The organism is Endozoicomonas atrinae (assembly GCF_001647025.1).
In the GTDB taxonomy this organism is placed as follows: Bacteria; Pseudomonadota; Gammaproteobacteria; order Pseudomonadales; family Endozoicomonadaceae; genus Endozoicomonas; species Endozoicomonas atrinae.
In genome coordinates this window covers 1-13,688 of sequence record NZ_LUKQ02000154.1, presented here as the reverse complement: position 1 = coordinate 13,688, position 13,688 = coordinate 1, and the positions used below count along the sequence as shown (strand labels likewise).

The 13,688-nt window shown below is 44.8% G+C and carries 11 protein-coding genes and 1 pseudogene; 3 read left to right on the top strand and 9 right to left on the bottom strand.

The window, feature by feature from the left end:
- Positions 1-176, top strand: a pseudogene (locus AK963_RS35585) (IS256 family transposase); the annotation flags it as partial.
- A 25-nt stretch (positions 177-201) separates the two neighbouring features.
- Here AK963_RS35585 and AK963_RS18560 read toward each other — a convergent pair.
- On the bottom strand, positions 202-816 hold the full coding sequence (locus tag AK963_RS18560) for a hypothetical protein (protein ID WP_066016930.1): 615 nt from the start codon (positions 814-816) through the stop codon (positions 202-204).
- Positions 817-825: 9 nt separating this feature from the next.
- Entirely contained in the window at positions 826-1,488 is a 663-nt protein-coding gene (locus AK963_RS18555) for a hypothetical protein (RefSeq protein ID WP_066016929.1), read from the bottom strand.
- Positions 1,489-1,771: 283 nt separating this feature from the next.
- On the opposite strand from AK963_RS18555, the gene parC reads away from it, so the two are divergent.
- Positions 1,772-4,027 (top strand): DNA topoisomerase IV subunit A, encoded by a 2,256-nt coding sequence (gene parC, locus AK963_RS18550; RefSeq protein WP_066016928.1) that lies wholly within the window; start codon positions 1,772-1,774, stop codon positions 4,025-4,027.
- A gap of 109 nt (positions 4,028-4,136) precedes the next feature.
- Here the strand turns inward: parC and AK963_RS18545 are convergent, their stop codons facing one another.
- From AK963_RS18545 to trxA, 5 genes are all read right to left on the bottom strand, one after another.
- Entirely contained in the window at positions 4,137-4,784 is a 648-nt protein-coding gene (locus AK963_RS18545) for a TetR/AcrR family transcriptional regulator (RefSeq protein ID WP_066016927.1), read from the bottom strand.
- 159 nt (positions 4,785-4,943) lie between these two features.
- The gene (locus AK963_RS18540) at positions 4,944-5,672 is read right to left on the bottom strand and encodes an NAD(P)H-flavin reductase (RefSeq protein ID WP_066016926.1); all 729 of its coding nucleotides are present in this window, start codon (positions 5,670-5,672) and stop codon (positions 4,944-4,946) included.
- A gap of 64 nt (positions 5,673-5,736) precedes the next feature.
- Positions 5,737-7,206, bottom strand: a complete 1,470-nt coding sequence (gene ubiD, locus AK963_RS18535; protein ID WP_066016925.1) for a 4-hydroxy-3-polyprenylbenzoate decarboxylase — start codon at positions 7,204-7,206, stop codon at positions 5,737-5,739.
- Positions 7,207-7,520: 314 nt separating this feature from the next.
- Positions 7,521-8,780 (bottom strand): transcription termination factor Rho, encoded by a 1,260-nt coding sequence (gene rho / locus AK963_RS18530; RefSeq protein WP_066016924.1) that lies wholly within the window; start codon positions 8,778-8,780, stop codon positions 7,521-7,523.
- Between the two features lie 332 nt (positions 8,781-9,112).
- Positions 9,113-9,436 (bottom strand): thioredoxin TrxA, encoded by a 324-nt coding sequence (gene trxA, locus AK963_RS18525; protein ID WP_066016923.1) that lies wholly within the window; start codon positions 9,434-9,436, stop codon positions 9,113-9,115.
- Positions 9,437-9,844: 408 nt separating this feature from the next.
- Between trxA and AK963_RS18520 the strand changes: the two genes are divergently transcribed.
- Complete coding sequence (locus AK963_RS18520) at positions 9,845-11,350, top strand: Ppx/GppA phosphatase family protein (RefSeq protein WP_066016922.1); 1,506 nt, start codon at positions 9,845-9,847, stop codon at positions 11,348-11,350.
- A gap of 165 nt (positions 11,351-11,515) precedes the next feature.
- Here the strand turns inward: AK963_RS18520 and AK963_RS18515 are convergent, their stop codons facing one another.
- Both AK963_RS18515 and AK963_RS35580 read right to left on the bottom strand, forming a co-directional pair.
- On the bottom strand, positions 11,516-13,339 hold the full coding sequence (locus AK963_RS18515; RefSeq protein WP_066016921.1) for a Na/Pi cotransporter family protein: 1,824 nt from the start codon (positions 13,337-13,339) through the stop codon (positions 11,516-11,518).
- Between the two features lie 142 nt (positions 13,340-13,481).
- The coding region (locus AK963_RS35580; protein WP_238593776.1) for a hypothetical protein at positions 13,482-13,688 on the bottom strand (207 nt) is incomplete at its 5' end.

Below are 13,688 nucleotides of genomic sequence, written 5' to 3'. Positions count from 1 at the left end.
GCGTCATTCGTAAGGCGATCAAGAACCGGAAGATTTTTCGGACTGATGAGTCAGTCATGAAGGTAATCTATCTGGCCATGGAAAAAGCTTCCGAGAAATGGACCATGCCGATCAGGAACTGGAAAGCAGCCATGAACCGGTTTGAAATTATGTTTCCTGACCGGTTCAAGGAGTAATAGTTTTGGTGGCGTTTACACAGAATTATTTACAGGCTCGATTAGTTCCAAAATTCTTTAACAGAGGCATATATTGCCTCAATACAAATAATGAATCATCCCTGAGCTGGCATGTGTTCATTTCTTTTTCTTCTTTAATAAACAGAAGAACATGATCTGACAGAATATGTTTCAGTAAATCATCCAGTTCTTTCAGTTTATTGCCTTTAATAACACACGATGGGGAGTCTCTATCATTCTCCCTTGCCACTATAACCCGGTTTCTCAAACACCATGCAAATTGGTAGACCAGCAGCCAGTCTTTTCTATCAGGGTTCTGGGTCTTCTGATCATCCTTGGCTTTCATCAGGTAACCCTTTAACTCAAACAGAATTGTTTCGAAGCAACTGCCATACAGATCTCCCATTCGTTTGAAAGGTCTTGAATGCCTTGCATGTAGTGTCCATTGCTCCATGGCGACGACTTTGTGACTCCGCCACTCGCGCTCGACCTCTGATATAAGATCAAGGTTTTCCTTAATTGTTTTTATTCTTGAACATTGATCTTCTTCAAACCTTGACTCATCAATTTTTATATATTTATGCCAAAGTTTAGTAACCTCCTCTCTGGTTATCTGTTGCTGGTTTTTAACTTCCTCCATGATATCATTCTAGACACCCTTTCTAAGCACATTCTGATGAGTCATGTGTTCACGTTTATTAATACCCCCATGCTTCACCCCTTTTAGTACAGCTGCGTAACTGGGCGATGAAGCTTTTTTCTCATGACTCTGATACTTTGTAACCGCACCAGCGTAACTTCTTGAAGAATGATCAGTATGGCCACAGGTTTCTTTCTTATCAGTAAGATCACTGACTCCTAAAGCAGCAGCATAAGTCATTTTCATTGATTGACCTGGATTTAGACTGCCTCCTTGTTTGTCTTCATCAGGTAGCTCAGTTTTTTTTGGATGAGAGCATTGGCTAACAACTGTAATCTGACCCCTCCCTTTTTCATGGTCAGGCTTTGCTTGTAATATATTTTCATAGGATTTATTTTTGAGACTTTCAGCGACAGCTTCCGTTGTCGTGACAACCTTTGGAGGCTTATTTGATTCACTTCCGGTTAATTTTAAGCCCCCCCCATCAACAATATTTTTCTGAACCTTATAATCATCAATTCCTCTTATTTCAGTCACCACTTTTTCAGTAGTAGCTGCTGGCGGCTTTATTGACGCAACCTGAGCCCAGGATCGACCGCTGCCAGAGGCTGCTTTTGATGCACCTGAAACAACTTGGCTGTAACTAATTTGATCTACCGTATTAACTTCCATTCACTGGATCTCAACGCAGGTGCCAGACGGAAAATATAGTTAAACTTTTGGTAAATAAAAGGTTATTGTTCCAATACATTATGCCAACAGATATATAACCGTTATTTGAGGTTACAAATTAAATACCCCCCACTGCATTGCTAATTTCTTTTACTGCCCCATCAGATAAGTGATGCTTCATTTCTCATGATCTTCACACTCCACACTGCAATAAATTTAATGTCATGAAAGATACTTGGTATCATTGCCTGTCCGGTTATCAGTTTCTCAAACAGGTTTAAGCATGACGGAGCAGATTATTATTGGGGATGATGGGATTGAGCGTCAGTCCCTGAGAGCATATACAGAGAATGCGTACCTGAATTATTCCATGTACGTTATTCTCGATCGTGCTCTGCCCCATATAGGGGATGGCCTCAAGCCTGTCCAACGACGCATCGTATATGCGATGAGTGAACTTGGCCTGAAAAATACTGCCAAGTTCAAGAAGTCTGCCCGCACCGTAGGTGATGTACTCGGTAAATTTCATCCACATGGTGACAGTGCCTGCTACGAAGCCATGGTATTGATGGCACAGCCTTTTTCCTATCGCTACCCCCTGGTAGATGGACAGGGAAACTGGGGCTCGCCTGATGACCCAAAATCATTTGCAGCCATGCGTTATACCGAGTCCCGTCTCACTAAATATGCTGACTCATTATTGGGAGAGCTCGGCCAGGGAACAGTGGACTGGGTTCCAAACTTTGACGGAACGCTGGAAGAACCATCCATACTTCCAGCTCGCTTACCCAACCTTCTGCTGAATGGTACCACGGGTATTGCCGTCGGTATGGCGACCGACATCCCACCTCATAATCTTTGTGAAGTGGCCAACGCCTGTATACACCTGTTGGAGAATCCCAAAGCAAGCGTTGCTGAACTTTGTGAGCATATTCAGGGGCCTGACTTTCCAACGGAAGCTGAACTGATTACTCCTCGATCAGACCTGATCAAAATGTATGAGTCGGGCAGGGGGTCCCTGAGAATGCGAGCGGTCTATCAGCAGGACAGTGGCGATATTGTAGTGACTGCACTGCCACATCAGGCATCTGGAGCGAAGGTTCTGGAGCAAATCGCAGCTCAGATGCAAGCCAAGAAGCTACCAATGGTGGCTGACCTCCGCGATGAATCCGATCATGAGAACCCAACTCGGCTGGTTATCGTTCCCAAGTCCAACCGGGTAAACATCGAAAGTCTGATGAACCACCTGTTTGCAACGACTGATCTGGAAAAAACCTACCGGGTTAATATGAACATGATCGGTGTTGATGGGCGTCCTCAGGTTAAAGCTCTCGACAAAATGCTGGGAGAATGGCTTACCTGGCGGAGTGAAACGGTACGTCGCCGTTTACAACACCGACTGGATAAAGTACTCAGCAGACTTCATATTCTAGAAGGTTTGATGATCGCCTTTTTGAATATTGATGAAATTATCGAAATTATTCGTACAGAAGATAAACCAAAAGCTATTCTGATGGATCGGTTTGGTCTTTCTGATATTCAGGCTGAAGCCATCCTTGACCTCAAATTGCGGCACCTGGCCAAACTCGAAGAAGCAAAGATTCGCACAGAACAGGACGACCTGGAGCAGGAGCGTAATTCGCTTGAACTAACTCTGGGATCAGAAAAACGTCTTAAGACGCTTATAAAGAAAGAGATCAAAGCAGATGCCGAAAGCTTTGGCGACGATCGTCGTTCTCCTATCGTCGTAAGATCTGAAGCCCAGGCGCTATCACAAACAGATTTAATGGTCTCTGAGTCTATTACCGTAGTACTTTCAAACAAAGGCTGGGTACGTTGCGCCAAAGGTCATGACGTTGATCCATTGACGCTTAACTATAAATCTGGCGACGGATACCGTTTATCCGCAAAAGGACGAAGCAATCAAACCTCAGTTTTTCTCGACTCTACCGGTCGAGCCTACTCCGTGCTGACCCATACTCTTCCTTCTGCAAGAGGGCAGGGCGAGCCATTAACCGGGCGAGTCAGTCCTCCCTCAGGTGCAACCTTTGAAGGCCTGTGTGTTGGTGACTCCAGTGATTGTTACCTGCTGGCAAGTGATGCTGGCTATGGATTTATTGCTCAATTTTCCGACATGGTCAGTAAAAACAAGGCAGGAAAAACCCTGTTGACACTGCCCAAGAATGCCCATGTACTGACCCCAATACCGGTAAGCGGCAACAACCCCATGCTGGCAGCAATCACTAATGAAGGAAGAATGTTAGTGTTCCCATTACAGGATCTTCCAAAGCTCGGCAGGGGTAAAGGAAATAAAATTATTAATATTCCTTCTGCTCGTGCTGCGGAGAGAAGTGAACTCATGACCCAACTTGCCATCATCAATGACGGTGATACGCTTACACTCTTTGCTGGCAAACGCCATGTTACTCTAAAAGCCACAGACCTTGAGCATTATCGTGGCGAGAGAGGAAGACGTGGTAATAAGCTTCCCAGAGGCTTTCAGAAAGTGGATAAGGTTGAAGTTGTTTCTGCAGGGTAACCTGCAGAATTTGTAAGTGTCTTTTCGGATAAGCCTTTTAAGGCTTATTCCGATGACATTCCCCCATGGAACAGTGTGATCGTCAAAAAAATTAAAAAATCGTTTTAGTTTAGTTATTGATTCCACAGCCACCCAAAATCATCTGGCAAACGCTTTCTGTATAAGCTTCCACATCCTCGGAATCAAGATCCTCTTTACCCAGAACAGAAGCAACCTGAGGACCATAGTCAACGTAGTATTGAGTCGTTGCCCAGATAGTAAATAAAAGATGAACAGGGTCAACTGGCTTCATCTTACCCTGAGCAATCCAGCCGTTAATAACCTCGGACTTTTCCTGAATCCAGTCATTAAAAGGCTGTAAATGATCTTTAATATGCTGTCCCCCATGCAGTATTTCACTACTGAATATACGGGATGCATTTGAGTGGGCCAGAACATATTTCATTTTGGCTCTGATAAATTGTCTTAATGCAGTTGCAGGATCATCATCTGGATTAAGACCACTGAAAACAGACTGCCATAGCTCCATAATGTGATTGAGCACAGCACCATATAACTCAACCTTACTATTGAAATAGTAGTGCACATTAGCTTTGGGCAAGCCCGCTCGATGGGCAATATCACGAATAGACGCGCCCTTAAACCCGCTGGCTACAAACTCATCTTCTGCGGCTTGAAGAATAATTTGAATGTTTTTCTGCCGGACCCGACTATTTTTTAATCCTGCCTGATCTGTTTTTGAGGGTGATGGTTGCATACTGAATACCGTACCTTGCATTGATTATACTCGATTTGAATATAGACAAGGGACGGGCTTTTTCCACGGCTTAATAAAAAACGACAGTAATCAAATAAAAAATACTGTCGTTTTTATTAGCCCATGTGATTTATCTACTTTCGATGTAATTAAGCGTTATCAAGATCTCGGTGCATATTCAAAGACATCAGAGTGAATATTCTCAGCCTTAAAATTTTCCGCTACAAGTGCATCAAAAGTTGCATAAACCATCTGCGGAGATCCACTGATATAGATTTCACTGTCAAGGACAAGATTTTTGTCGTCTATAACCGCTTCAAACAAAAGCCCCTGACGCCCTTTCCAGCCATCATCTTCAAGAGCATCACTGACCACAGGGTGATAGTGAAATTGAGAAGACGCCCAATGAACCGGAAGATTCGGCATATAGAACCCTTCTGGCGAACGAGCTCCCCAGTACAGGTAGATATCTTTATGTCCAGGCTTTTTCAGCGAGAGCTCAATCATGCTTTTCATCTGCGCAAATCCGGTACCCGCAGCAATAAACACCAGTGGCTTATCCGGAATGCTTTCAAGAAAACACTGACCTTTTGGCATTCTGATTGAAACACTGCCTTCTTCAAGCTCATTGAATAACTTAATGGAATTAGGGCTGGAAGGTAACTTTTGAATATGTAATTCCAGCTCCTTTTGCATGGGAGCCGGAGGACTGGCTATTGAGAACGCGCAAGCTTCGCCACCTGCCAGGAGAATCTCAAGGTACTGTCCCGCTCGATAGTCTGGGATATAACCCTGATAAGGTTTGAGAATAACGCGGTAAATACCTTCTGATAGCAATTGAAGATCTGAAACCTGGCAAGACTGAGTGGAAACTTGGTTGATCTGCACGAATACCGCTACCTCTAAAGCTCAACGCTTCAGGAGCCCTGAGCTTCCTGAAGCTACATAAGTGTTACTCATCAATGCCAAGCTGGTCCCAAATATCATCAACCCGGTGCTTTATGGCATCTGTCATCGAAATGGCTGTTCCCCACTCCCGGCTCGTTTCGCCTTCCCACTTGTTGGTAGCATCAAAGCCGACCTTTGACCCCAACCCGGCAACGGGAGAAGCAAAATCCAGGTAATCAATGGGTGTGTTTTCAATGAAGACTGAGTCTCTTTTTGGGTCCATACGGGTCGTCATCGCCCATATCACATCATTCCAGTCTCTGGCATTGACATCATCATCAGTGACAATCACAAACTTGGTGTACATAAACTGTCGAAGGAATGACCAGACACCAAGCATAACCCGCTTGGCATGCCCCGGATACTCTTTGCGCATGGTAACGACAGCCAGTCGATAAGAGCAACCCTCTGGTGGCAAATAAAAATCAACAATTTCAGGAAACTGCTTCTTGAGAATGGGTACAAATATTTCGTTAAAAGCCAGGCCCAGTATTGCTGGCTCATCCGGAGGGCGTCCTGTGTATGTGCTGTGGTAAATGGGATTACGTCGATGTGTCACACACTCAACCGTAAATACAGGAAATGACTCAACTTCATTGTAATAGCCGGTATGATCGCCATATGGCCCCTCATCCGCCATCTCTCCGGGATAGATAAAACCTTCAAGCACAATCTCAGCACTGGCAGGAACCTGCAGATCGTTAGTTCGGCTTTGGATTAACTCGGTCTTACAGCCCCTTAACAAACCGGCAAACGCATATTCTGATAATGAATCTGGTATCGGGGTAACAGCACCAAGAATTGTTGCAGGGTCTGCACCTAAGGCCACTGATACCGGAAAAGGTGTATCCGAGTATTTTTTCTGCCAGTCTCTAAAATCAAGAGCTCCCCCTCGGTGGGACAGCCAACGCATGATTAATTTATTCTTACCAAGTAGCTGCTGACGATAAATTCCCAGGTTCTGACGCTCTTTTTCTGGACCACGGGTAATAACCAGAGGCCAGGTAATCAGCGGTGCAGCATCACCTGGCCAGCAGGTCTGAATTGGCAGACGGGTCAGATCAATATCATCGCCTTCCAGTACTACTTCCTGACAAGGTGCCGATTTAACCACCTTTGGCCCCATGTTCAACACCTGTCGGAACAGAGGAAGCTTTTCAATGGCATCTCTCAATCCTTTCGGGGGATCAGGCTCTTTAAGGTATGCCAGCAGCTCACCAACCTCTCTCAGTGCACTGATATCCTTCTGCCCCATCCCCAGAGCAACCCGCTTCTGCGTGCCAAACAAGTTCCCCAGCACTGGCATATCAAAGCCTTTGGGGTTTTCAAACAATAGGGCTGGACCACCTTTTTTCAAGGTTCGATCACAGATTTCAGTCATTTCCAGAACTGGGTCCACTTCAAACTTGATGCGCTTGAGTTCACCCTGTTTTTCCAGCTGGTCAATAAAATCCCGGAGATCCTTGTATTTCATGAATATTTCTTCTTTGGCTCTGGGCAGTTTTACCCTGGATGGTGAAAACTACTTCAGTTGAAACAGATGATAAAGACGTTGTTGCGGTCTAATAATGATGAGGATCGAATACTAGAAGCTTGCATTGCTTAGTATTCCCGGCCCGAAAAGTAAACGTACCGAAATATCATGATCTAAGCCTGAGTATATAATTACGAAATACTTAATTCTTGAAGAAACAGGCTTGCAGGGAGCTTTTCGCCTAACCCCTGCGCTGAGACTGTGATAGTGATAAAATGACATCCTTCTCACAGTCCTTCCTATAGGAATAACAATTACTTCCGTTTCATGGACTGGAAGAACTCGTTGTTCGTCTTGGTGTGTTTCATTCGATCCAACAGGAACTCGATCGCCTGAATTTCATCCATTGGATGAAGGATTTTACGAAGAATCCACATACGCTGAAGCTCTTCTTCGGTTGTCAGCAGATCTTCTCGACGAGTACCTGATTTATTAATGCCAATAGCAGGGAACACACGCTTTTCTGATGCCCGACGGTCAAGGTGGAGCTCCATATTACCGGTACCCTTGAACTCCTCAAAGATTACCTCATCCATCTTGGAGCCGGTATCAACCAATGCTGTTGCCAGAATAGTCAGACTACCACCCTCTTCAATGTTACGGGCAGCACCAAAGAAACGCTTCGGACGTTCAAGAGCGTGAGCATCAACACCACCAGTCAAGACCTTCCCAGAAGAAGGAATAACAGTGTTGTATGCACGAGCCAGACGAGTAATGGAGTCGAGCAGAATCACTACATCTTTTTTATGCTCGACCAGGCGTTTGGCCTTTTCCAGTACCATTTCGGCAACTTGCACATGACGAGAAGGAGGCTCATCAAAGGTAGAAGCCACCACCTCTCCACGAACGGAACGAGACATTTCCGTTACCTCTTCAGGCCGCTCATCAATTAGCAGAACGATCAGATGGCACTCAGGGTTATTTCTCGTGATATTTGCTGCAATATTTTGCAGCATTAACGTTTTACCGGCTTTCGGTGGAGAAACAATCAGACCACGCTGACCTTTCCCTATAGGAGCAACCAGGTCAATGATTCGAGCGGTTAAATCCTCGGTGGCACCATTTCCCATCTCCATTGTGAGACGATCTTGAGGAAATAATGGCGTGAGGTTTTCAAAAAGGATTTTATTGCGGGCGTTTTCTGGTTGGTCAAAATTGATTTCATTAACCTTAAGGAGGGCAAAATATCTTTCTCCTTCCTTAGGTGGACGAATTTTCCCAGAAATCGTATCGCCCGTTCTCAGATTAAATCGACGAATCTGGCTTGGAGAAACATAGATATCGTCAGGCCCCGCCAGATAGGAACTATCAGCGGAACGGAGAAAACCAAAACCATCCTGGAGGATTTCCAGAACACCATCACCATATATATCTTCACCACTGCGTGCATGGCGTTTAAGTATGGTGAAAATTACATCCTGCTTCCTGGAACGGGCAAGGTTTTCGAGACCCATTTCATTCGCTATCGCCAGAAGTTCAGGAACAGACTTTTTCTTCAGTTCGGTAAGATGCATAACCAGTAGTTTGCGAATGTTAAATTGAAAGGTAAGTGGCCGTTGTCTTTGCAGGAAGATCAGAAAGTATTTGGCTTATTATGATAAAGGACAGCTATGTGTTGATTGATGCCTGCGAGTGTTTATAACGGCTGCCCTGTCTGGGCCATATCCCTGAGGTCAGAAGATTCCTGACAGCCCTGTGAAATTACAGTCTATATCCTTTTCTGGAAAATAATCAAGAATAAAGGCTTCGTCAACTGAATTGATTTAAAAATTTAATCAATAGGATATGAAAATAGAGGCCAGACGGGTGGCTGCAACGGTCTGTCACAACCACCAAACAACAGCAATTAAAGATTGCTGTCCAAAAATGCGGTCAGCTGTGATTTAGACAGGGCACCCACTTTCGTAGCTTCTACATTGCCACCTTTGAACAGCATCAGCGTAGGAATACCACGTACACCATATTTTGGTGGAGTTGCCTCATTCTCATCAATGTTCAGCTTGCAGACGGTCAGTTTGCCTTCGTAGTCCTGGGCAATTTCATCAAGAACGGGGGCAATCATTTTGCAAGGACCACACCATTCAGCCCAATAGTCAACCAGCACCGGACCTTCCGCCTTCAGAACCACTTCTTCGAAGGAGTCATCTGTCACTTTGACAATTTCGCTCATGGAATGGATCTCCTAACCATGGTACTTAAATAGTACTTAAAAGTGTTTAAAGTAAACTCAGGAGCCTTGACCGAGGGCATGCCAAACTGACTGCCAAAAGGTATCACCGGCCCAGAACTGATTCATTATGCCTGATTCATGGAATTTTGTGGCTTTTTTTTCTATAAAAATGCCATAAATCAAGGAGGCTTATAAGATTACCATGTGACACAGGCCTGTTTTTCAGCCATCAATGCAGCTTTGCTCTAGATAGAGCAACCAATAAGATTTGTGCGCATAACTCTATTAAAGTTAACCTTCTAACATCTGTTATGCTCCGGTCTGCAACTCAGTATTGTCATTTTAACGAAACGAGAGTTAATGACACTGAAAAACATAACATTTTCAATCTATTAGCTATAAAATACCATGACACAACAAGGGCGTGAACAGTCCAGCAGCCTACCACTGGTAGCAGCCATAGACCTTGGCTCAAACAGCTTTCACATGATCGTAGCCAGAGTGGATCAGGGTGAAATCCGCCCCGTAGAAAGGCTGGGTAAGAAAGTTCAGTTAGCCGCAGGGCTGAACCAGCATGACGAGCTTACGGCCGAGGCAATAAAGCGGGGCTTTAGCTGCCTGGAGCAGTTTGCACAATACTTATCTGGCAATACCTTTCAAGCTGTCAGAGTCGTGGGTACCAATGCTCTGCGTAAAGCCCGAAATAGTGACATTTTTGTTGAGAAAGCCCAGTCTATTCTGGGTTATCCAGTTGAAATAATTGCAGGAAGGGAAGAAGCTCGTCTCATTTATCTGGGTGTGGCCCAAACTCAATCTGATGATAATGAGCGCCGCCTGGTTATGGACATTGGTGGAGGGAGTACTGAGTTCGTTATTGGAGAGCGCTTTGAGCCAAAGTTGATGGAAAGCCTTCACATGGGCTGTGTGGTATTTACCGACCGTTTTTTTGGAACAGGAGAGTTAACACCACAACGATTCCAGTCAGCTTATTATGCTGCACGACTTGAATTACTGAATATTGAACAATCATTTACCCGGTTGGGCTGGGTTGATGCCGTGGGTTCATCAGGCTCAATTCGAGCAGTCAGCAGCATTCTTCAGGCCATGGGTGAGAGTGATACCATCACCCGGGACAGCCTTGAGATGCTCAAACAAAAAGTCCTGAAGTTTAACCAGATCGGTCGTGTTCGTTTTCCAGGACTGAAACCTGATCGTCAGGCGATTTTTCCTGCCGGTCTGGCCATACTCATGGCTGGCTTCGATGCTCTTGGCATAGAGCGTATGCATTACTCTGACGGAGCACTTCGCGAGGGTGTCCTACACGACATGCTCGGCAGAAACAGTCATGAAGACGTACGGGAGCGAACAATAAATGCCTTGATGAGCCGCTATCATGTTGATGAGCAGCAGGCCTTCAGGGTTATGAATCATGCTCAGAACTGCTTTGCAATGACAGCCAGCGTCTGGGGTCTGGGTGAAAATGATCTTGACCTGTTATCCTGGGCCGCGCGAGTTTGTCAAATAGGGCTTGATATCTCCCATACACAGTACCATCGACATGGTGCTTACCTGATCGATAACTCTGACCTGATGGGGTTCAGCAAGAGAGAACAGCAGCAACTCGCTCTGCTCGTCAGGGGTCATAGGCGGTCAATATCCAAATCTCTACTATCTGGCTGGCCAAAGGCAATATCACGCAAACTAATACAGCTGATTATACTGCTGAGAATTGCCAATGTACTTAGCCATGGTCGCGACGATACCTTACCTGAATACTCCATAAGCGTATCCGGCTCCACTATATCCCTGTTTTTCCCGGACGAATGGATAGAACAACACCCTCTAACGGTCGCAAACTTTGACTCTGAACGAAGCTATCTTGCGAAAATAGGCTTCAAGTTAATAGTTGCATAACACTTAATTTACCGGTTGCGGTGATCCGGAAGCCTTTGTGGCATAGACAAGCGTCTTTTCTCAGATCAAGCCTTGCTTAATACATACGCTTAGGGGCTAACCTTGGCAGTGATAAAACAGGGCTTGTTCCATTACGGCTTTCAAGTCTGACCAGCTTTTCGGTACTTAAGTTTTTTGGGGGTTAGAACGAGAATCAAAATTAAGGTCGATCTCTCGGTATTCTTCACGATCTCTGGTCAACATAATCACAGCCCCATCGATAAGATTGGTGCAGGCATCATGTACATGAGCACTGTCATTCATCAACGAGCTGGCCATAAATGAATCAACTTGATTGGAGCGAATGAGTTCATTCAGTTTTCTGTTCATCTGCTCATCTTGCTCTCTAAGCTCCTGCTTTAACTGTTCCGCATGCTGACGAATATGATCATAATTTCGCCGCACTCCCAATACATCAATAAGCTTCAAAACGGAGGCAAGACAAAGTCTAAGCTGATTGTATTGATGGCGTATCTGCTCATTATCCGAATGAAGGTAATGCCCCATGTTCTTATAGATATTCTTGACGTGTTTGATTGCCTGAACAAAATCACGGCAGGCAACTTTCAGAGCAAATAGCTCCTGCACCTGCTGTCTCCGAAGATTCCCTTCTATTGCCCCTGAGTAGTGAATAATGTCCGCATATATACCTTTGATATGTCGGATATAAAGCTCTTTTATGGTCCAGGGCTGATCATCACGAACCCAGCTGTTAACCAGGTCCTTCAGACTATCCGACTCCCTTAGCTTGTCACCGGTAAGATATATCCCATAACAAATCAGTTCGAGTGTATTCCTGTATAAATGGTCGCACTCTCTGGTCAGAGCCCTTAGCGCCGCATCTGGATAACTTAATGTTGCAGGCGTTAAGTAGCGTGCCCGGTGAATTGCAGGGTCATCTTCAGTAGCAAGGTTCAGATGAGACTGCCTTGCAGGATCGACAAAGAGAGTCTCCAACCAGCGGATAAGCAGCTTGATAAAAGGAAGTTGAACTAATATTCCAATGACATTAAATATACTGTGAAAAAGTGCGAGTTTCAGAGTGTAGTCGTCTGCCTCTATCGGTAAAAATCTGGCAGTAAAATCTACGAGCACCTTTAACTGGGGTAACAAAAGGATAGCCAGAGTTGCCGTGGCAACATTAAAAGTAATATGAGCCACTGCCAACCGTTTTCCAGCAGCATTTGCCCCCATCGCTCCCAGCACTGCCGTTATGGTTGTACCTATATTTGAACCTACAGCCAGTGCTAACGCATTATCGTAAGTCAGCTGACCTGCTGCCAGTGCAGAAAAGGTAAGCACTAGCGTAGCATTGGTTGATTGCATGATGATGGTCGCCAGAACACCAAAGAGCGTGTATACAAGAACGCCCTGCACTCCTTCCATCGAGAAACTGCTGAAATCAATGACATTCTGGAATGCTTCAAATCCTTCCTTCATGTAATGAATACCAAGAAAGAGAAAGCCAATACCCAGCAATATGTAGCCTAAACCACTGAATTTTTTCTCCTGCTGAGTCCTCAAAATCAAACCGAAAACTAGTAATGGCATTGCATAAGAAATCAGCTTTAACTTCATACCATACAAGGCAACTAACCACGCACCGACAGTACTACCGAGATTTGCTCCAAAAATGATTCCAACGCCCGCGGTCAGGCCAATCAAGCCGGCACTGAGAAAGGAAATGACAATGACAGAAACAAGTGAACTGGACTGCAAGACAGCTGTGGTAGTGATACCAAATGTCAGACTTTTCCAAAGGCTGTCGGTCGTTTTCTGAAGGAATGCCTCAAGTAACCCTCCCGTAAAGACCTTAAACCCCTTTTCAAGATAAACCATACCCAGTAGAAAAATAACCACACCAGCTGTGATCACCTGAAGCTCTGAGCTAACCCAAAAGCCGTAAGTCAACAGCAACAGTGCTGTTGGTAGAAAAATGCGTCCGAGCATATTTAGTCACTAAAGTGTCTTGATGGCCAACCGATAACACCCATCCCTAATAGCCATGAGCGGAAAATACAGAGTTATAGCTTCTGTTATCGACGGGCAAACAGGTTACCTCCAATGCTGCTTGGTCTTAAATTTATAACCATCAGAGAAAAGTAAAATTATACAGCTCTTGCTGAATACTACCGGGGGAAATAAATGGTTTAGCCCAATGCTGTAAAATGTTGTCATCACCGGCGTAAAAAGTCCTCAAAACACCAGTCCAAAATGACCTGTCGTTAAGTATAGCTTTTTGGGGTGGTCTGCAAGTCTGATAGTTCCAGAAAGTTAAATATTTTACTAAGCTGACTCT